The organism is Clostridium sp. (genome assembly GCF_036639235.1).
Lineage (GTDB): Bacteria > Bacillota > Clostridia > Clostridiales > Caloramatoraceae > Clostridium_AB.
In genome coordinates this window covers 87313-108811 of sequence record NZ_JAVWJB010000002.1, presented here as the reverse complement: position 1 = coordinate 108811, position 21499 = coordinate 87313, and the positions used below count along the sequence as shown (strand labels likewise).

Sequence of the window (21499 nt, the reverse complement as noted above, 5' to 3'; positions counted from 1 at the left end):
GCAGCCTTATTAAGTATATAAGTCCATAATATTAAAAAAAGGTCGATCTCAAATTATTATTTTGAAATCGACCTATAATTTTATTCTATAACAGTTGATATAGGAGGAACTATTTGCTTCTTTCTTGATACAACACCAGGAAGGTAAGCACTTGTTCCTGAAACATCTATATTAAATGCCTGAGATAATATATCCTTATCAGGTCCAACAAATAGTAGCTCTGACCCTTCTTTAATAATATCAGTTAAAGCTAGGGTTACTATATTGTAGTCCTTCTCTTCACAAAGCTTACCCATAAAGTCAATTATTTCAAGCTTAGTGTCACCAAGTCCATCTATATCCATAGTATTAACTTGACCAATACCTATCTTAAATCCAGCTAATTTAAAGTCTTTAAAATCTTGATAGAATATTTCTTCAGCTGTTTTACCCTTAAGTGATGTACCAGCCTTAAACATTTCCATTGCATATTCATCTATGTTAATACCAGCAATTTCAGCAAGCTTAGTTGCAATCTTAACATCTGTTTCTGTACAAGTAGGTGATTTAAACTTAAGCGTATCTGATAAAATAGCAGAACACATAAGTCCAGCAAACTCTTTAGATGGAGTTACGTCGTTTTCGAAGTACATTTTAGCTACGATTGTACAAGTACATCCAACAGTTTCATTTCTAAAAATTATTGGCTTTGCAGTTTGAACATCTGCAATTCTGTGGTGGTCAATAATCTCAAGAATTTCAGCATCATCAATACCGTTTACTGATTGAGCTTTTTCGTTGTGGTCAACTAGTATAATATTTTTCTTGTTTTGAGTCATAAGGTGATATCTTGAGATGAATCCCTTAATAACTCCCTTTGAATCAATAACAGGATAGCTTCTAAATCTAGTTTTACTCATAGCATCCTTAACATCTTCAACAAATTCAAATTCCTTAAATGCAACAATATTTTCAAGTGGAGTTGAAACATATGATACTGGAATACTTTGGTGAATATACTTTGATGCAGTAAATGTATCAAATGGAGTGCTAATAATCATAGTTCCAGCGTTTTTAGCTTCTTCAATTATCATTGAATCAACAGTAAAACCACCAGTTACTATAAGAATAGAAGCTCCATTTTGAATAGCAGCAAGTTGGCTAGTTCCAACATTACCTGTAATTACTATATCACCCTTGTTAATGAATTTCTTAGCATCATCTGGGTACATAGCAACTATAATAACTTCACCTGAAGTCTCAAGTGAGTCACTATCACATATTATAGTTCCATCTAAAGTTTCAATAATATTCTCTTTAGATGTATTGCTTTTTTGAAGTACATTAGTTTCTAGTGTTCCAATATACTTTGCAGCCATATCTGATAGAGTTGTAATTCCAACAAGTTTATTATCCTCATCAGCTATAGGAAGGATTTTAACATCTCTTTCTTTCATAATAGCAAATGCAGTTTTAACTGTTGTATTTTCACTTATTGCTTCTGTTTTATCAATATTAAGTTCTGATATTTTAGGCTTAACTGTTTCAATAAACTCAGGAGCATCTACCTTAAAGTAGTCTAGTACAAACTGAGTTTCACGGCTAACGTTTCCAAGTCTAACAGCCTTAGCATTAAATCCTAATTCTCTTTTTAGGTTAGCGTATGACAGAGCTGAACAAATAGAGTCTGTATCTGGACTTCTATGCCCTGTTATATAAATAAGATCTTTCATTTAAAAGGCACCTCCGATAAAAATCGTAATTTATAATTAAAATTTTAAATTTAGCATAGTATTAATTATTCTGCATATATCTTTAATAGCGTTTTAAGACAAACCTACTTCAGAATAACATTTTTATTATAACACAAGGGACTACTTTAATATACTATTTTGTAAAGTTTACTTCTAAGTTAGAAGTTTACTTAATATAAATAAATAATATGACTTAGGAGGTGGAATTAAATGAGGCTACAAAAGGATGACATTTTAAATAATAGCCCAATTGATTTTAATCAAGGTCTTTCTTCAAAGGATGCTGCAAAAAGACTTGAAGCAAATGGTTATAATGAACTAGAAATGAAGAAAAAGACATCATTGATTAAAATTTTATTATCTCAATTTAATGATTTTATGACATGGGTGCTTTTAGGTGCAACCCTAATATCAGGATTCATGGGGGAGAAGGCAGATGCTGTAACCATATTAATTATAATTTTACTTAATGCAATTTTAGGATTTGTTCAAGAATTTAAAACAGAAAAGTCACTTGAGGCTTTAAAAAATCTTTCAGCACCAACTGCAAAGGTTGTTAGAGACGGTAAGATATGTACAATTAACGCTAGGGAAGTAGCCCTCGGTGATATTTTAGAACTTGAGGCAGGAGATAGAATTTCTGCTGATTGTATACTTGTTAACGGATTCTCGGTTCAAAGTGATGAATCTATATTAACTGGAGAATCTGTTCCAGTCGAAAAGTTTGTACATAAACAAAATTCAAATGTAAGTGATAAAAATAAGCTTTATATGGGATGTAGCGTTATTGCTGGTCGTGGAAGAGCTAGGGTTATTTCTACGGGTATGGGAACTGAAATGGGTAAAATTGCAGGTATGCTAGGAGAAATAGAAACTAAGCAAACTCCACTTCAAGAAAAGCTTGATAACCTAGGTAAGGTTTTAGTTATCGGATGTTTAATAGTATGTGGAGTTGTAACTGTTACGGGTATTATTAGAGGAGAAGATGTCTATAGAATGTTCCTTGTTGGGGTGTCATTAGCTGTTGCAGCGATTCCAGAGGGTCTTCCTGCTATTGTTACTGTATCCCTTGCACTAGGTGTACAAAGAATGATGAAGAAAAAAGCATTAGTTAGAAAGCTTCAAGCCGTTGAAACACTTGGATGTACTAAGGTTATTTGTTCAGATAAAACAGGAACATTAACACAAAATAAAATGACAATTAAGAAAATCTATGCACTTGATAAAACCTACGAGGTAACAGGTAGTGGATATGATACAAGTGGTAAAATAACATATAATTCTGCAAGGGTAAATATAGAAAGTGATATAACTCTTAAAATGCTACTTGAATGTGGTATGGCATGTAATAATGCACATACTGAACCATCAAGGGGAGGGCTTACTAGTAAGTATATTGGAGACCCTACTGAAATTTCATTTGTTGTTCTATGCCAAAAAGCATTTGGTAATGATAAATTATGTGATAAATATAGAAGAATACGTGAAAATCCATTTGATTCAGATAGGAAAATGATGTCTGTACTTTGTAAAAACTCATCTCAAAGCATAGTGTTTACTAAGGGAGCAGCTGAGAGGGTGCTTTCAAGATGTAGTTATGCAAACATTGGAGGAGAGGTTATAAAACTAACTGCTCAAATGAAGGAAAAAATAGCTGGGGCTAGTAACTCTATGGCAAAGGAAGCATTAAGAGTGCTTGCACTTGCATATAAGGATTCAGATTCTATAGTTGAAGATAATCTAGTTTTTCTAGGTCTTGTTGGTATGATAGACCCACCTAGGGAAGAGGTTAAGGATGCTATACTCGAATGTAGATTAGCTGGAATTACACCTGTTATGATTACTGGAGATCATAAGTTAACAGCCTATGCTATAGCTGAAAAGCTTTCAATGGTAGATAAGGATAGTTTAGTTGTAACAGGTGAAGAACTTGATAAAATGAGCGACTTAAAGCTAGATAATAGTATTGATAGAATAAGAGTATTTGCTAGGGTGTCACCTGCTCATAAGTATAGAATAGTAAAGGCCTTTAAGAGAAAAGGACAAGTTGTTGCAATGACGGGGGATGGTGTTAATGATGCACCAGCTATAAAGGAAGCTGATATAGGTATTTCAATGGGAATACAGGGAACAGATGTTACAAAGGAAGCATCATCAATGATTCTTCTAGATGATAACTTTACAACTATAGTTGAGGCTGTTCGTGAAGGTAGAGTTATATATGATAATATAAGAAAATTCTTAAGATATCTTTTATCCTGTAATATAGGTGAAGTGTTAACAATGTTCGTTGCTAGTTTAATGAGCCTTCCTATACCACTTCTTCCTATACAAATATTACTTGTTAATCTTGCAACAGATGGACTTCCAGCAATGGCTTTAAGCCTTGAAAAAGCAGAAAAAGACGTTATGATGAAAAAGCCTAGGGAGAAGAATGAGGGTATTTTTGCAGATGGGCTTTGGGGTAAGATTGTTTTAAGGGGAGCATTAATTGGTATGTCTACGGTAGTTGCTTTTGCAGTAACACTTGTTTATTGGAATGGAAACCTAATGCTTGCTAGAACAGTTGCACTTTGTACACTTGTTATGTCTCAGCTTTTCCATGTATTTGAGTGTAGAAGTGAAAGAAGTTCTGTATTTAATCTTGGTTTATTTAGTAATGTATATTTAGTTCTTGCAGTATTATCTTCATTTATATTACTTTTAGGTATTGTTTACCTACCTGTAATGCAGGGAATATTCCACACCCAGGGATTATCAATACTTAATTGGGGAGTAGTATTACTACTTTCACTTGTAATGTCATTAATATCAAGTTTATTTTGGTATAGAAAATAATATAAAGGAGTGCAGATGCACTCCTTTACTTTGGTTATAGGTAAAATAAAAACTCCTTAGGTTATCCTAAGGAGTTCTTTTATTTTGATTGTCTTTGTTGTACCTTTTTAATTTTCTGATCTACTGCAACAAGGTCTCCCTTAGTAGTAAGATTTCTAATGTTAACAACTGAAATAAGATCACTATTTTCCTTACCTCTTTTGCCCTTAACACCTTGAACAATAACTGAGTGTCCCTGTGCAAGATTCATAAAGCTTGGCTTTTTGAACCACTTCTTAATTTTGTACTGACATCTTGCAATAGCCTTGTTTCTATCAAGTTTAACAACTATATCAGCAGTAAGAATGTTAAAAATTCCAAGGAATGACTTTGAAGTTACCTTAACACTTAGAATGTGTCCTTGAACCTGAGTTATTCTATCACCGTATCTTTTATAGTAAGTATCAGCGTACTTTTTAGCAATCGTTTCTTTGAAGCCCATGTTTCAATCTCCTTTATCAATTTAATAAAATAAGATAATACCTCTTTATAATTATAGCATAAAGAACTATAAATATATGTATATACTAATAAATTATAGGGCATATACTTTAAAGAGTAAAGTATTAACTTGTCAAATAGTTTATGTTTAATTTTATGTAGACATTGGGTAAAATATAATAGACTATAAAAATATTATTATTTTTAAGGAGGATAACAAGTGAAAAGAGAAGAGATAGCAAAGTATATAGACCATACACTACTAAAGGCAGAGGCAACATATGATCAAATAGAGAAGCTTTGCATGGAAGCTAAAAAATATCTATTTGCATCTGTATGTGTTAATCCATGTAACGTTAATAAGTGTTATAGCCTACTTAAGGACACACCTGTTAAGGTATGTACGGTTATAGGGTTTCCTTTAGGTGCTACAACTACTAAGGTTAAGGAATACGAGGCTATTGATGCAGTGGAAAATGGTGCTACTGAAGTAGATATGGTAATTAATATAGGACGTCTTAAGGATAGGGATGAAGATTACGTTTATAATGATATTAAAAGAGTAGTTGATGCTGTTAAGGATAGAGCCATTGTTAAGGTTATTATAGAAACAGCACTTTTAACCGAGGAAGAAAAGGCGTTAGCTACTAAACTATCAAATAAAGCTGGAGCGCACTTTGTAAAGACATCAACAGGATTCTCATCAGGAGGAGCTACTATTGAAGATGTTAAGTTAATGAAGGAGATTTCAGGAGAAGTATCTGAGGTTAAGGCTTCAGGTGGAGTTAGAACATATGAGGATGCAGTAAGCATGATTAATTCAGGTGCAACTAGACTTGGAACAAGTAATTCATTAAATATTATTGGAGTAGATTCTAAAATAAACGCATATTAAGCCTTAAAATTAAATATATATTTAAGAAGCTCTACTTTAAAGTAGAGTTTTTTTATTTTTTCAAATATATTATGTAACACAAATTAGGAGAAACAAATATGATATTTAGAAGAGTTTTATTTTTTACCTTGCATAAATAAGGATATTATTTTTTAGGTAGAATATTATATTAAGGTGGGGGAGGGATATTATGCGTAATAAAAATGAGCTAACCTATCAAAATCTTCTAATGGATTTTGATTTTCTACCAGAGTTTAATTCTACAAGGGAAATTAGTGGTTACAGAGATATAATAGGTCAGGATAGGGCAGTTGATGCTGTTGAGTTTGGTCTTTCTATGGATAGGGTAGGGTATAATATTTTTGTTTCAGGGGGTATGGGAACAGGAAAAAAAAGTTATATCTTAGAAAAACTTAAAGCACATGCTAAAAACCTACCAACCCCAAAAGATTGGTGTTATGTATATAATTTTTCTAATCCTTACAAACCTAGAGCACTATGGTTACACTCTGGGGAAGCTCCAAAATTTAAAGAAGATATAGAAGAACTTATGAATCTTTTATATAGAGAAGTGCCAAGAAGTTTTACTGACAATATTTATGAGAGAGAAAGAAATGATATTATAGATAAGTATAAGAAAAAAATATCAAAGCTTATGAATATACTTCAAAATGAAGCAGGGTTAAATGGATTTAAGGTTAAAAATACATCTGAAGGATTTGCATTTATTCCCCTTCGTGATGATGAAGATGAAATGAGCGAAAAAGAATACGAGGATTTAACAGAGAAGGAAAGGGAAGAAATAAATGCAAAGGTTTCAGAACTTAAGCTTGTAGCTCTTGAGGTTATTAAAAAGACTAAGGAAATTAAAAAGCAAATGGGACAACGTCTACAAGACCTTGATAGTAGTGTTTCTCTTGCTATAATGGACGATAGTTTTAAAAATCTAAAAATGTTATATGGTTATTCAAGGGATATACTAGATTACCTTGATGACCTTCAAGAAGATATAATTGAATATATAGAGATATTTATTGAGTATGAAGATGAAAAGGATTCAGAGGAGTTTGATGACAGTTTCTTTAAAAGATATGATGTAAATGTTTTTGTAACCTATAAGGACCAAGAGGGTGTACCTGTTATATTTGAGGAAAACCCAGACTATAGCTCCCTTATTGGTAGTATAGAATATGAAAATAAGCACTCAGGTCTTATAACAGACTTTTCAATGATTAAACCAGGTAGTCTACATGAGGCAAATGGTGGATACCTTGTTATAGAGGCTGAGGCACTTTTAAAAAGTTATGGTGGATGGATGGCTCTTAAGAGAAGTCTTAAAACCAAGAAAATCTCAATTCAAAGCCTTCAAAACCTAAAAAGCCAGTATGACGTAATTTCATTAACCAATTTAGTACCTGATGATATTGAACTTGATATTAAGATAGTACTTTTAGGTAATATGTACACCTATTATCTTTTATATGATAATGATGAGTATTTTAGGGAGTTCTTTAAGGTTAAGGCAGAGTTTGATACAGAAATTAAAAATACAGGGTCAAATTCAATGAAAATTCTAGGATTTATTTCTAACTATTGTAGTGAAAACTCATTGCCACCTATTACTAGAGATGGGGTTAAGATAATATTTAAATACTCTGCAAGACTTGTTGACAGTAGGAAATACTATTCAGCAAGAATGGAGAAAATAGTAGATCTTATAGAAGAGGCTGCTTCGCTTACGAAAAAACGAGGTAAGGTTCAAATAGATGCACATGATATATCAGATGCACTTGAAAAGGTTGAATATAGACATAGTATGTATCGTGAAAAGGTACTTGCTATGTATGAAGAGGGTAAGTATATTACCGATGTTAATGGATATAAGGTTGGAGAGATTAATGGACTTTCTGTTTTAGATATAGGTGATTATAGATTTGGTCGCCAAAACAAAATAACAATTGCAACATATTCATCAAGTGATGGTATAGTTAATATTGAAAGAGAAGTTGATATGAGTGGAAATATCCACAGTAAGGGAATACTTGTTTTATCAGGGTATTTTAATGAAACCTATGGTAAGGATAAGTCTATAAGCTTTGGAGCAAGTATTTGTTTTGAACAGTTATATTCAGGAGTAGATGGAGATTCAGCATCACTTGCAGAGCTTGTAGCATTAACATCTAGCCTATCAGATACCCCAATAAGTCAGTCAATTGCGATAACAGGTTCTGTTAATCAAAAGGGAATGGTACAACCTGTTGGAGGAGTTAACGAGAAAATAGAAGGATTCTTTGAGGTTTGTAAAAGATTTGGTCTTGATGGCACTCAAGGAGCAATACTTCCAAAGCAAAATATTGATGATTTAATATTAAGTCAGGAAGTGTTAGAGGCTATTAGAAATGGTCTTTTCCATGTGTATGCAGTTGAAAAGGTTGAAGAGGTTTTTGAAATAGTGTGTCAAAGTGATGTTTTAAGTAAGTATCAAGGACATGTATATTTATATGTTAAGGAAAGAGTTAAAGATAAGTTAGATGCATATTCAGCATCTAAGGGAGATAAAAAATAAAAAAATGGGAATCTAAGATCATCTTAGGTTCCCATTTTCTATTAAACGTTGAATCTAAATTCTACAACGTCGCCGTCTTTCATAATATACTCTTTACCTTCAAGTCTAATAAGCCCTTTTTCCTTAGCAGCAGCTTCAGAACCAGCAGCAAATAAGTCATCAAAAGCAACAACTTCAGCTCTGATAAATCCTCTTTCGATATCTGAGTGGATTTTACCAGCAGCAGCAGGTGCCTTAGTTCCAGCCTTAATAGTCCAAGCTCTAGTTTCCTTAGGTCCTGCAGTTAGGTAACTAATAAGTCCTAGTAGCTTGTAGCTTGCCTTAATAAGTCTATGTAGACCAGGCTCGCTTAATCCGTAATCAGCAAGGAATTCAGCCTTCTCATCGTCCTCAAGTGTTGATATTTCTTCTTCAACCCTTGCACATATAGGAATAACTTCAGATCCTTCTGATGCAGCATATTCGATTACCTTGTTAAGATATGGGTTCTCTCCATAACCGTTAATTAAATCGTCCTCTGATAGGTTAGCTGCATATAATACAGGTTTTGATGTTAAAAGGAATAGATGCTTAATCATTTCCTTTTCATCATCTGTCATATCAAGAGTTCTTGCAGGCTTTTCGCTTTCAAGATGAGCCTTAAGCTTTTCACAGAATGCAGTTTCCTTAACAGCATTTTTATCTCCGCTTTTTGCAAGCTTCTTGTTTCTGTCTATCTTCTTATCAATAGCATCAATATCTGAGAATATAAGTTCTAAGTTAATAGTTTCAATATCACGAATAGGATCTACTGAACCATCTACGTGAACTATATTACCGTCGTCAAAACATCTAACAACGTGAACTATTGATTCAACTTCTCTAATATGAGCAAGGAATTTATTTCCAAGTCCTTCTCCCTTACTAGCGCCTCTAACAAGTCCTGCTATATCATAAAATTCTATAGCAGCAGGTAGAATCTTCTGTGAAGAATATACGTTTGCAAGTTTTTCTAGTCTATCATCTGGAACACTAACAACACCTATGTTTGGCTCTATTGTACAGAATGGGTAGTTAGCTGACTCAGCTCCAGCTTGAGTTATTGCATTAAAAAGTGTACTTTTACCTACGTTTGGTAAACCAACTATACCTAGTTTCATCTATAATCTTCCTTTCAAGTAATCATCCTATAAATTATAAACCATAGTTATGTATCCTTCAAGCATTAAGAAATTTGCATATGTTAAATAATAAGGAATACAAAGGATTTTTAAGGGGAAAGTTAATATATAAATGTTTATTAATTGGAGGTTTTTATGAACTGTTATAGCGAGGAACTATCAAAGGGCAAAAATATATACTTTCTTGAAAATAAATCAATGAAGTCAATAATCATATGGTTTATGTATTATATGCCATTAGACAAGAATGCATCAAAAAATGCATTAGTATCTAGTATCCTTTTAAGAGGATGTGAAAAATACAAAACCTCAAGGGAGATATCAAGATTTTTAAATTCTAACTATGGATCTATTGTTGGCAGTGATATTAATCTTAAGGGGGAGATTTATACAGTATCCCTACATCTAAACTACATTAATCCGAGTCTTGAATGTGTTGATGGTAATTATGAAGATGAAATACTTGAGTTCTTACATAGTATAATCAATAATCCCTTAAGAGGTGAAAATGGATTTAATGATACATACTTTGAGGAAGAAAAGAGAAATTTACTATCTGCATTTAAGGGAAAGATAAATGATAAGGAAAGTTATGCCTTTGACAGAGCTATTCAGGTAATGTGTAGTAACGAGGCATATTCAATAGATAAGCTTGGTGATGAGGAGTCTATTGAATCCCTAACTAACGAGGGGTGCTATAAACGATATAAAGAAATAATAAATAATATGCCACTGAATATTTATGTTATGGGAAATGTTAATAGGGAAGAATTTCTACCTAAATTAAAAAGCAGATTTGATTTTAATGATGTACAGAAGATTAGTATATCAATTGATAAAAAGATTATAGATGAAGAAAAAGAATTTGTTGAGAATATAGATACAAATCAAGGAAAGCTTGTAATTGGCTTTAGAACGGATATAGATATAAATAGTTTAGAGTTTCCAGCATTAAGTGTTGTTAATAGACTGTTTGGAGGAGGGCCTGAGGCGAAGCTTTTTACGGCTTTACGTGAAAGGGAAAGTCTATGCTACACAATATATAGTACAGTTGAAAAACATAAGGGCATGATGTTTGTTGCATGTGGAATAGACCCATCTAGTAAAGATATTGCAGTTTCACGAATTAAGGAAATTTTATCATCCATTAAAAATGGAGAATTTACAGATGAAGAGCTTGAAACAGCGAAAAGTGCTACTAAACACTCACTTAAAGGAATTAAGGATAACAAATATACGTATATAGGATATATACAGGGTTTAAATATATACTCATCAGACTATACATTAGATGATCTATGTGAAAGAATAACAACTGTTACAAGGGATCAGGTTATAAAAGCTGCTAATACATTAAGTGAAGATACTATTTATTTCCTAGGGAGGGTTAATAATGAAAATTAAAAAAAGCAATATAGAAAAGTACTTTCAACATACAACTCCTAGTGGTTTAAAGGTCTCCTTTATAAAAAGGGAAAATGCATCATCATTTCATATGGCTATGCTTGTAAATTATGGAGGAGTTGATACTGAGTTTATTTCAAATGGAAATGAGTTTGTTAAAACCCCAAGGGGGATTGCCCATTTTTTAGAACACAAGATGTTTGAATCTAAAAATAAGGATACATTTGAAAGATTCTCAAAGCAAAGTGGAAGTATAAATGCCTACACTAATGCTACGGCAACTGTGTATTATTTTTCATGTACAGATAGGATAGAGGATAATATAAGACTTTTCTTTAACTGTCTTCAAAGTCCTTATATTACAAAGGAAAACACAGAAAAAGAAAAGGGAATTATAACCCAGGAAATAAACATGTATAAGGATAACCCTTTTGCTAAGGTTTATGACAATATGCTTAAGGGAATGTACCATAAGAATCCTGTTAGGTATGATGTTGCAGGTGAAGTATCAGATATAAATGAAATCACCTATGAAATGCTGATTAAGTGCTTTGAAACTTTCTACACAAGTTCTAACATGGAATTATTTGTTGTAGGACAAATAGATGAGAATGAATTATTTGAATTTATAGATTCAATAGACAAATTTAAAAGTGGAGGTAAAACCTTTAAAATTTACCCAAGTGAGCAAAATAGAGTTCGCGATTCTCTAATTGATGAGCATATGGAGGTAGTTGATACTAATTTCCTTTTAGGATTTAAACAAAACACTTCATTATTAAAGGGAAGGGAAATTCTTAAAAAAGATGCTACCTTTAATATGTTAATGGAATATTTAAGTGGAAACATGTCATCACTTTATGAAAGGCTTTATAGCGAAGGATATATAGACCAAAGTTTTGGATATGGAGTTAATCTCCATAGTAAGTTTGGATTTAATGTTATTGGGGGAATTTCAAAAAGCCCTGAGTATGTTAGAGATGCTTTCTTAAATGAGGTGAGTTCCTTCATTAATAATGGAATTGAAGTTGAAGAGTTTAATTCAGTTAAGAAAATGATGCTAGGAAGCTATACTAGAATATTTGATGATAGCTTCTCCCTTTTAAATAATATTATAACTGCAAGGAACAAGGGAGGGTGCTTTTTGGAGATAACAGACATAGCAAAATCCATAGAAATTGAAGATGTATTTTACGCTTTAAAAGATGGTTTTGGAGAAGAATGTATGATTTTGTCGAAGATAGTACCAATAGGGGATAAAAAGGTGAATAAAAACTGAAAAATTTAATAATTAGTATGGTAGGATTATAATTTTTATTATAGAATATATATTAAGTGGTTATAAGTGGTTATAAGTGGAGTAAAAAGGTAAGGTAGGGGAGTAATATGTTTATTGGGGAATATCAACATGCCCTTGATGCAAAAAACAGAATAATTATCCCATCTAAGCTTCGTGAGGAGCTAGGAAGTCCCTTTGTTATGACTAAGGGTCTAGACGGATGTATTTATGCCTACCCATCATCTGAATGGATGATACTCGAAGAAAAGCTTAAAAAGCTTCCACTTACAAGTAAAGATGCAAGGGTATTTGTTAGATTTTTCTTTTCAGGAGCAACTGAAATTGAAATAGATAAACAAGGGAGAGCTGTTGTGCCACAAAATCTTATGCAGTACGGCAACATAAATAAGGAAATTGTAACTATTGGAGTTTCAAATCGAGTAGAGATTTGGAGCAGAGAAAAATGGGTAGATTATAATGACCAGAATATAGATTTTGCAGAAATAGCAGAAAAAATGGGTGAGCTTGGCATGTTATAGAAAGGTTGATATTTATGAATTTTGAACACGTTTCAGTACTATTAAATGAATGTATAGATGGTCTTAACATTAAAAGTGACGGTATATACGTAGATGGAACAATGGGCGGTGCAGGTCACTCCTCAGAAATTATTAAAAGACTTTCCGAAAAAGGTCTATTAATAGGTATAGACCAGGATACTAACGCATTAAAAGCGTCAGGTGAAAGACTAAAGGATTACAACAATGTAGAATATGTACACAGTAATTTTTGTAACATAAAAAAGGTATTAGAAGACCTTAACATTGATAAGGTTGATGGAATACTATTAGACCTTGGGGTTTCATCACATCAGCTAGATGAAGCAGAAAGAGGATTTAGCTATATGCAGGATGCTCCACTAGACATGAGAATGAATAGACATAATGATTTTTCTGCAATGAATATTATAAATGACTATTCTAAAGAAGAAATCCAAAGAATAATAACCGAATATGGTGAGGAGAGATGGGCTTCAAGAATAGCTGAGTTTATAGTAAAGGCTAGGGAAGAAAAGGAAATTAAAACAACATTTGAACTAGTAGATATTATAAAGGCTGCAATACCAGCATCAGCAAGAAGAGATGGTCCACATCCAGCAAAAAGAACATTCCAGGCTATTAGAATTGAAGTTAATAAAGAGATAGAGATTTTAGAAAACACTATTAAGGACTGTCTAAGTGTACTTAATAAGAAGGGAAGATTATGTATTATAACCTTCCACTCACTTGAAGATAGAATAGTAAAAAACACATATAGAGAAAAAGAAAATCCTTGTACATGTCCACCATCATTTCCAATGTGTATATGTAACAAGAAAAAAGAAGTTAAGGTTATAACAAGAAAACCAATAGCTCCAAGCGAAGAGGAGCTTGAGATTAATCCAAGATCAAGAAGTGCAAAGCTTAGGGTAGCAGAAAAGGTTTAGTTCTAAAAACTCACGGGGGTGAATAAATTGGTAAGGAAAAACAATAATCCAAGTTCAAGGGAATATGTTTATGGAAGCACTGCTTATGACTACAAAAAGAATAATGTAGAAAAGGAAAGTCTTCAAAAACCTAAAAATAAAAGAGTAAAAAAGTCTAAAAACAAGGTTAAGGTTAAGTTAAAAGTCTTAGGAATTGTTGCTGTTCTTTTTATTCTTTCATTTGTATGCGTTGGAAGATATACAGCAATTCTTGCACTTTCAACGGATATAAGGGAGCAAAAAACAGTAGTATCTAAACTTCAATCAGAAAACCAGAATATTAGTGTAGAACTTGCTAAGAAGAATAACTTAAAGGCTATTGAGGCAGATGCTATAAATATACATAACATGGTTGAACCTACCAAGGAAAACACATTTTTTATAAGTGTTAATCCCCTAGGAGATAATCAAACTAAACCGAATAAAGAATCAGCATTAAGCACTATGCAAAGGATACTAGGACTAATTTATTAAGGGGGCGTGCTTGTTGAAGCCTAGAGCTAAAACATCTGTAACTAATAGAAAAAGAATAGTAATTCTTCTACTAATTATTTTTACTGTATTGACTATTATCGTAGGTAGATATGCATGGGTTCAAATAGTGTGGTCTCCACAACTACAAAAATGGGCTAAGGAGCAGTGGACCTACGATACTAAAATAGAAGCTAAGCGTGGAGATATAACCGATAGAAATGGTGAACCTCTAGCTGTAAGTGGAAATGTAGAAAGAGTAGATGCTTATCTAAAGGATATTAGGAAAGCAATTGATAAGAAAAAGATTTCTAAGGAAGAAATAGCTAAAAAACTTTCTCCTGTAATTCAGATAAGTGAGGAAGAAATCCTTAGAAAGCTAAACAAAACACTTCCAAATGGTCTTCCAATGTCAAGTGTTACTATTGCAAGAAGAATAGAAAAAGAACAGGGAAATGCTATTAGAAATCTTAAACTCCCTGGAATAGTTGTTACAGAAGATACTAAGAGGTACTATCCAAACACAACACTTGCATCACAGGTTATTGGTAACACAAATATAGATGGGGATGGAAGAAGTGGCATTGAACAGCACTATAATGATGAATTAAAGGGTATTCCTGGTAGATTTATGGGTGAAGCGGATAAATACCATAGAGAACTACCATATAATATGTCTACATATATTGAACCTAAAAATGGTAATGACGTTGTATTAACAATAGATCAAACTATTCAACACTTTACAGAGAAGGCCCTTGAAGAGGCTGTAGTTAAGTTTAAAGCAAAGGGTGCATCGGCTATTGTACTTGATCCGAGTACTGGGGAGATATTAGCAGCTGCTAGTAAACCAGATTACGATCCTAACAATCCTGTAGAGGGAAGTGCTAAGGAATCTATGGCTAAGTGGAAACTACCTATTGTTAATAGTAACTTTGAGCCAGGGTCTATATTTAAGCTTTTTACATCAGCAGCTGCACTTGAAGAGAATGCTGTAACTATGAATGATAGATTTTCATGTTCAGGTTCTAAGAAGGTAGGAGATGGTGTTAGAAAGTGCTGGAAGGCTGGTGGACACGGAGTTCAAACCTTCCCACAAATTCTTCAAAACTCATGTAACGTAGGTTATATGGAACTTGGAGAGAAACTTGGTAAAAATAAATTATATAAATATATAAATTCATTTGGCCTTGGCAAGAAAACAGGAGTAGATTTTCCAGGGGAAGAAAGAGGGATTATAATGCCTCTTGAAAAAGTTGGAACAGTTGAAACTGCCACAATCGCCTTTGGACAAGGGGTTTCAATTACTCCTATACAGTTTATTTCTGCACTAGGTGCCCTTGCAAATGATGGTACAGTTTATAAGCCTCATTTTGTAAAGCAAATAACATATACCGATGAAAATGGTAATACCTCAGTTGTAAAGGATGTTAAGCCAGAGGTAACTAAGAAGGCCATATCAAAGGAAACAGCTAAAACCATTCGTAGTATGATGGAGGAGGTTGTTATAACTGGAGGGTCTAAAAAGGCTGGAGTTGAAGGTTATAGAATAGGTGGTAAAACAGGAACAGCTCAGAAGGTTGAAAATGGTAAGTATGCCCCAGGGAAGTATGTATCTTCCTTTGCTGGAATTGCGCCTATTGACAACCCACGCTTTGTACTGTTACTATCAATTGACGAACCAGACCCAGCAGTAGCTTACTACGGTGGGCAAACTGCTGCACCAACTTCTCAAAAGCTACTTGAGGATATACTAAGATACATGGGTATTGGTCAGGATGAAGGAATTCTTCCTGAAAATAAACAGAAAATTGTAGTTCCTGACGTTCGAGGAATGTTACTAGAAGATGCTAAGAAAAAGCTTCAAGAATTAAAGCTTGACTTTAATGTTATTGGAACTGGTAAAACCGTATATGATATAAGTCCAAAGCCAGGTATGAGTGTTAATCAAGGAACTAAGATTTCCTTATATTTAGGAGTAGATGAGAATTCAAATTCAAAGGTAGCTGTACCAAACTTTGAAAGAATGGACAAGAATGAGATACAAAAACTTTGTGACTCAATAGGTCTAAAGGTATCTTTTGAAGGTGATGGAATAGCAACCCATCAGGATATTGAACCATCCACTGAGGTAGATAAGGGAACCAATATAAAAATAGTTTTAGAAAAATTACAGGATTTTCAAGAATAATACTAGCACAATATGGCTTTAATTTGCCGTATTGTGCTATATACAATTTAGGAGGAATTTTTTATGAATATTACTAAATTATTAAAAGGTTTAGAAGGTGCTGAAGTAATTGGAAAAGATAGAGAGGTTAATAAACTTTGCTACAGTACTAAGGATATAGAGAAGGACTCGCTGTTTTTCGCAATTATAGGGCTAAATGTAGATGGACATACTTTTGTTAATAACGCAGTAGAAAGTGGAGCATCAGTTGTTGTAGTGTCGAAGGACGTTGAGGTAACTGGGGATGTTACAATTGTAAAGGTTAAAGATACTAGGGGAGCTATGAGTATTATTTCAAGTAACTTCTACGGAAATAGTTCGGATAAAATGGATGTAGTAGGATTTACTGGTACTAACGGTAAAACAACTTCAACATTTATGATGAAGTCTATTCTTGAAAAGGCAGGTAAACTACCTTCACTTGTTGGAACAATATATAACGTTATTGGTAACGAATCAGTTGAGGCTAAAAGAACGACTCCTGAGTCAAGGGATTTACAGGAAATGTTCTCACAGATGGTTAACAGGGGATCAGATTCATGTATTATGGAGGTTTCATCACATTCACTAGACCTTAAAAGAGTTTATGGTGTTAAGTTTAAGGTTGGAGTGTTTACTAACCTAACTCAAGATCATTTAGATTACCATAATGATATGGAAAGTTATTTTGAAGCTAAAATGGCTTTATTTGAAGAATGTGAAAAGGCTGTTATAAATATAGATGATGAATACGGTAAAAAGGCAGCTCAAAGATATAATGATAAGGTGTTAACATACGGATTAACAAGTGATGCTATGCTCTGCGCAAGTGATATTTCAATTAGCAGCACTGGAACAGAATTTAATGTTCACTATAATGGAGAAGTAGTACATATTTCACTTCATCTACCAGGGAAGTTTAACGTATACAATTCTCTAGGGTGTATTGGGGCAGCATTAATTATGGGATTATCACTTGAAACTATAAAGGTTGGACTTGAGTCACTTTTATCAGTACCAGGAAGAAGTGAGAAAATAGCTTCAGATAAAGGATTTACTATAATTATTGATTATGCACATACACCAGATGGATTAATTAATATATTAAGTTCAACTAGAGAGTATACAAAAGGAAGACTGATTGCACTATTTGGGTGTGGTGGAGATAGGGACAGAACTAAGAGACCGCTTATGGGAAAAGCAGCGGGAGATGTTGCAGATTTTTGTATAGTAACATCAGACAATCCTCGTAGCGAGGAGCCAGCTTTAATTATAGAAGATATACTTCCAGGTGTTAAGGAATCAAATTGTGAATATGTTATAATAGTAGATAGAAAAGAGGCTCTAAAATATGCAATAAACAATGCTAAAAAGGACGATGTTATTGTTGTTGCAGGAAAGGGTCACGAAACATACCAAATACTAAAGGATAAGACTATTGATTTTAACGAAAAAGAAATCGTATTACAGTTCCTTAAGGAGGATAAATAATGGAAAACTTAAGCCTTTTAGAAATTAAGACTGCTCTTAATGGAGAAGTAGTTAATTTTAATGAGGACTCAGTAGTTAGGGAAGTATCAACAGATACAAGAACAATTTCTAATGGAGATGTTTTTGTAGCTTTAAAGGGCGAAAATTTTAATGGTAATAAATTTGTAAATCTTGCAAAGGAAAAAGGTGCTATACTAGCAATTGTTTCCGAAGATATTGATGTGGATATTCCATATATTAAAGTTGAGGATACACTTGTAGCACTAGGGAAGATTGCCTGGTTTTACAAGAATAAATTTAATGTACCTATGATAGCCGTAACAGGTAGCGTTGGCAAAACCTCTACTAAAGAGGTTATTGCTTCAATGCTAGCTGAGGGCTTTAATGTTCATAAAACAGATAAGAATTTTAATAATGAAATAGGACTTCCAAAAACTCTATTTAATCTAAATAGTAAACATGAAGTTTCAGTAGTTGAAATGGGAATGAGTAACTTCCATGAAATAGAGAGGCTTTCACTTATGGCAAGTCCAAGTATTGGTGTTATAACTAATATTGGAACAGCTCATATTGAGAATTTAGGAAGTAAAGAAGGAATACTTAAGGCTAAAATGGAAATCACTAAGGGATTTAGAAAAGGGTCTACATTAATTGTTAATGGAGATGATGAGTATCTTAAGAATCTTGAAAGTGATAATTATAAAGTAATTAAGGTTACAGTTAACGCAAATGGAGATTATAATGCATATGATGTTTGTAATCTTGGTGAAGAGGGAGTAGAATTTAAGATTTTATTTAAAGGCAAGGAAGAAACGATTAGAGTAAATGCACTGGGTGTATATAACGTATATAATGCACTTGTTGCAATTGCAATTGGAGATATGCTTTCAATGGAAATTGAAGACATGAAAAGGGGAATTGAAAAATTTCTACCATGTGGAATGAGAATGAAGGTATATGAAGGAGAAAATAACATAAAAATAATAGCAGACTGTTATAATGCTAATCCTGAATCAATGAAATCCTCACTTGAGGTTTTAAAATCATTTAAGGGAAGTAGAAAAATTGCTGTACTTGGTGATATGTTTGAACTTGGAGATTATAGTGAAAATGGACATAGAAGTACAGGGATTGCTGCAAGGGAAAGTGCAAGTATGCTAATTGCAGTGGGAAATAGTGCAAGATTTATATACGAAGAAGCAAAGGATTATATAGATTCTAAATACTTTAGCAGCAAGGAAGAGGCTGAGGTTTATATAAAGAATAATCTAAAAAGTGAAGACGTTTTACTTCTTAAGGCATCAAGGGGTATGAAGATGGAAACTATTTTAGACTATATATTAAAAGACACAGAGAGGGGAAACTAAAATGCAAATTACAATATTATCGGCTGTAGTTGCCTTTATAATGGTGTTATTACTAGGGCCGCTTGTAATACCAGCACTTAAAAGGTTTAAGTTTGGTCAAAGTATAAGGGAAGAAGGACCCGAAAGTCACCAGGTTAAGGCAGGAACTCCAACAATGGGTGGAGTAATGTTTATTATAGCAATATTAATAACAAGTATAGTAGTGTATAGAGGGCTAACAGGACCTTTAACAGTAGCACTTGTAACAACACTTGGGTTTGGAATTATTGGTCTTTTAGATGATAGCTTAAAGATTATCAGAAAGAAAAACCTTGGACTTCGAGCTTACCAAAAGCTTATAGGTCAGGTTATATTTGCTTTAATCTTAACTATTTTTGCATATAAGACTATTGGAAGTGACGTACATATTCCGTTTACTTCTAAGTTTATAGATCTTGGTTGGTTCTATATTCCTTTTATGGTATTTGTTATTGTTGGAGCTACAAATGCTGTTAACCTAACCGACGGGCTTGATGGACTAGCATCAGGGGTTACTCTAATTATAGGAGTATTCTTTGCGGTTGTTACATTTGGACTTGGAAAGGGAGATTTATCAGTATTTTGTGGAGCACTAGCAGGAGCCTTACTTGGATTCTTAAGGTATAACTCATATCCTGCACAGGTGTTTATGGGTGATACTGGGTCACTTGCACTTGGCGGTGCTATTTCAGCACTTGCTGTACTTCTTAAAATGCCATTTATTCTATTAATAGTAGGACTTGTATATGTTATAGAAGTTCTATCAGTAATAATACAGGTAACATCATTTAAGCTTACAGGAAAAAGAGTATTTAAAATGAGCCCAATACATCATCACTTTGAGTATATTGGGTGGCACGAAACAAAAATAGTATCAATGTTTTGTATAATAACAGCAATTTGTTGTCTTATAGGGTTCTTGGCTATTAGTTTTTAAAATAGGAGGCCTTTAATGAAAGAAAAAAGAAAATCTATTGATTTCGTACTATTTTTAGTAGTTCTAATGCTTTTAGGCATAGGACTAGTTATGATATTCTCTGCTAGTATGGTTTCTGACCTACAGGAAAAGGGCACAGGATATCACCATTTAATCAGACAAGCTGTCTGGTCAATAATTGGAATAATAGCAATGTTATTTATTGCAAATATTGATTATCGGAAGCTTCAAAATAAAAGGCTTATTTCAATTGGTATTATAACTATATCGGTTTTACTAGTGGTGGTTTTATTTACTCCGCCAATAAATGGTGCTAGAAGATGGATTGGAATTAATTCCTTTGCACTTCAACCATCAGAGCTTGCTAAAATAGTTTTAATTGTTTATTTTGCAGATGTACTTACAAGAAAAGGACAAAGAGTTAAGTCATTTGCATATGGGGTTTTCCCAACCCTATTTGTTGCAGGAATATTCTCAGGACTTATTCTTATTCAGCCTAATATGAGTACTGCGGTTATATTATTTGCAACAGTATTCTGTATGCTTATAGTTGCAGGAGCTAAACCAGGACAGCTTATGGGACTAGCCCTATCTGGTATAGGGGTTGCAGCTACATTTGCTATGTCGGCGGATTATAGAAGAAAAAGAGTTTTTGCATTCCTTAATCCATGGCAAGACCCACTTGAAAGTGGATACCAGGCAATACAGTCACTTTATGGACTGGGAGCTGGAGGCTTTTTTGGACTAGGACTTGGTCAATCAAGACAAAAGTGGCTTTACATACCAGAGGCACAAAATGACTTTATATTTGCAATTATTGGAGAAGAACTTGGGTTTATTGGCGTATTCTTTGTAATAAGTTTATTTGCAGTTCTTATTTGGAGAGGATTTAAGATAGCACTTAACTGCAAGGATAAGTTTGGAACATTAGTTGCAACAGGGATTACATCCTTTATTGCAATACAAGCAAGTATTAATTTACTAGTTGTATCATCATTCATGCCTGTTACAGGGGTTACATTACCACTTATAAGCTATGGAGGAAGTTCACTTGTATTTACTTTGGCTTCTATTGGAATACTACTTAGTATATCCCGCTATGGCGAAAGAAATGGAGTTGAATAAT

At 33.3% G+C, this 21499-nt stretch carries 16 protein-coding genes; 13 read left to right on the top strand and 3 right to left on the bottom strand.

Features of this window, described 5'->3' with window-relative positions:
• Window positions 1-80: 80 nt before the first annotated feature.
• Window positions 81-1712: a putative manganese-dependent inorganic diphosphatase gene (locus RR539_RS01290; protein WP_332472808.1), complete on the bottom strand. Its 1632-nt coding sequence runs from the start codon at window positions 1710-1712 to the stop codon at window positions 81-83.
• 231 nt (window positions 1713-1943) lie between these two features.
• Here RR539_RS01290 and RR539_RS01285 point away from each other — a divergent pair, with 231 nt between their 5' ends.
• The gene (locus tag RR539_RS01285) at window positions 1944-4571 is read left to right on the top strand and encodes a calcium-translocating P-type ATPase, PMCA-type (RefSeq protein ID WP_332472809.1); all 2628 of its coding nucleotides are present in this window, start codon (window positions 1944-1946) and stop codon (window positions 4569-4571) included.
• Between the two features lie 79 nt (window positions 4572-4650).
• Here the strand turns inward: RR539_RS01285 and RR539_RS01280 are convergent, their stop codons facing one another.
• Window positions 4651-5052: a hypothetical protein gene (locus RR539_RS01280; RefSeq protein ID WP_332472810.1), complete on the bottom strand. Its 402-nt coding sequence runs from the start codon at window positions 5050-5052 to the stop codon at window positions 4651-4653.
• A 219-nt stretch (window positions 5053-5271) separates the two neighbouring features.
• Between RR539_RS01280 and deoC the strand changes: the two genes are divergently transcribed.
• Both deoC and RR539_RS01270 read left to right on the top strand, forming a co-directional pair.
• Entirely contained in the window at window positions 5272-5946 is a 675-nt protein-coding gene (gene deoC, locus RR539_RS01275; protein WP_332472811.1) for a deoxyribose-phosphate aldolase, read from the top strand.
• Between the two features lie 190 nt (window positions 5947-6136).
• Window positions 6137-8512: a Lon protease family protein gene (locus RR539_RS01270; RefSeq protein ID WP_332472812.1), complete on the top strand. Its 2376-nt coding sequence runs from the start codon at window positions 6137-6139 to the stop codon at window positions 8510-8512.
• 41 nt (window positions 8513-8553) lie between these two features.
• Here RR539_RS01270 and ychF read toward each other — a convergent pair whose 3' ends face one another.
• On the bottom strand, window positions 8554-9651 hold the full coding sequence (gene ychF, locus RR539_RS01265) for a redox-regulated ATPase YchF (RefSeq protein ID WP_332472813.1): 1098 nt from the start codon (window positions 9649-9651) through the stop codon (window positions 8554-8556).
• A gap of 156 nt (window positions 9652-9807) precedes the next feature.
• Here ychF and yfmF point away from each other — a divergent pair, with 156 nt between their 5' ends.
• The 10 genes from yfmF (at window position 9808) to ftsW (ending at window position 21498) form a co-directional block, all read left to right on the top strand.
• Window positions 9808-11076, top strand: a complete 1269-nt coding sequence (gene yfmF, locus RR539_RS01260) for an EF-P 5-aminopentanol modification-associated protein YfmF (RefSeq protein ID WP_332472814.1) — start codon at window positions 9808-9810, stop codon at window positions 11074-11076.
• Window positions 11066-12355 carry an EF-P 5-aminopentanol modification-associated protein YfmH gene (yfmH, locus tag RR539_RS01255; protein ID WP_332483334.1) on the top strand — a complete coding sequence of 430 codons (1290 nt, stop codon included), beginning with the start codon at window positions 11066-11068 and terminating at the stop codon, window positions 12353-12355. Before yfmF ends, yfmH begins: the two co-directional genes overlap by 11 nt.
• 107 nt (window positions 12356-12462) lie before the next feature.
• Window positions 12463-12894 (top strand): division/cell wall cluster transcriptional repressor MraZ, encoded by a 432-nt coding sequence (gene mraZ / locus RR539_RS01250; protein WP_332472816.1) that lies wholly within the window; start codon window positions 12463-12465, stop codon window positions 12892-12894.
• A gap of 14 nt (window positions 12895-12908) precedes the next feature.
• Window positions 12909-13841 (top strand): 16S rRNA (cytosine(1402)-N(4))-methyltransferase RsmH, encoded by a 933-nt coding sequence (gene rsmH, locus RR539_RS01245; RefSeq protein WP_332472817.1) that lies wholly within the window; start codon window positions 12909-12911, stop codon window positions 13839-13841.
• A gap of 27 nt (window positions 13842-13868) precedes the next feature.
• A complete protein-coding gene (locus RR539_RS01240) occupies window positions 13869-14354 on the top strand; it encodes a hypothetical protein (RefSeq protein ID WP_332472818.1) in 486 nt (161 codons plus the stop codon).
• Between the two features lie 13 nt (window positions 14355-14367).
• Complete coding sequence (locus tag RR539_RS01235) at window positions 14368-16542, top strand: stage V sporulation protein D (protein WP_332472819.1); 2175 nt, start codon at window positions 14368-14370, stop codon at window positions 16540-16542.
• Between the two features lie 63 nt (window positions 16543-16605).
• Window positions 16606-18051: a UDP-N-acetylmuramoyl-L-alanyl-D-glutamate--2,6-diaminopimelate ligase gene (locus RR539_RS01230; RefSeq protein ID WP_332472820.1), complete on the top strand. Its 1446-nt coding sequence runs from the start codon at window positions 16606-16608 to the stop codon at window positions 18049-18051.
• Complete coding sequence (locus RR539_RS01225; protein ID WP_332472821.1) at window positions 18051-19418, top strand: UDP-N-acetylmuramoyl-tripeptide--D-alanyl-D-alanine ligase; 1368 nt, start codon at window positions 18051-18053, stop codon at window positions 19416-19418. The genes RR539_RS01230 and RR539_RS01225 overlap by 1 nt, the downstream gene beginning before the upstream one ends.
• A gap of 1 nt (window position 19419) precedes the next feature.
• Window positions 19420-20373: a phospho-N-acetylmuramoyl-pentapeptide-transferase gene (gene mraY, locus RR539_RS01220; protein ID WP_332472822.1), complete on the top strand. Its 954-nt coding sequence runs from the start codon at window positions 19420-19422 to the stop codon at window positions 20371-20373.
• Window positions 20374-20388: 15 nt separating this feature from the next.
• Window positions 20389-21498: a putative lipid II flippase FtsW gene (gene ftsW / locus RR539_RS01215; RefSeq protein ID WP_332472823.1), complete on the top strand. Its 1110-nt coding sequence runs from the start codon at window positions 20389-20391 to the stop codon at window positions 21496-21498.
• Window position 21499: the final 1 nt, after the last annotated feature.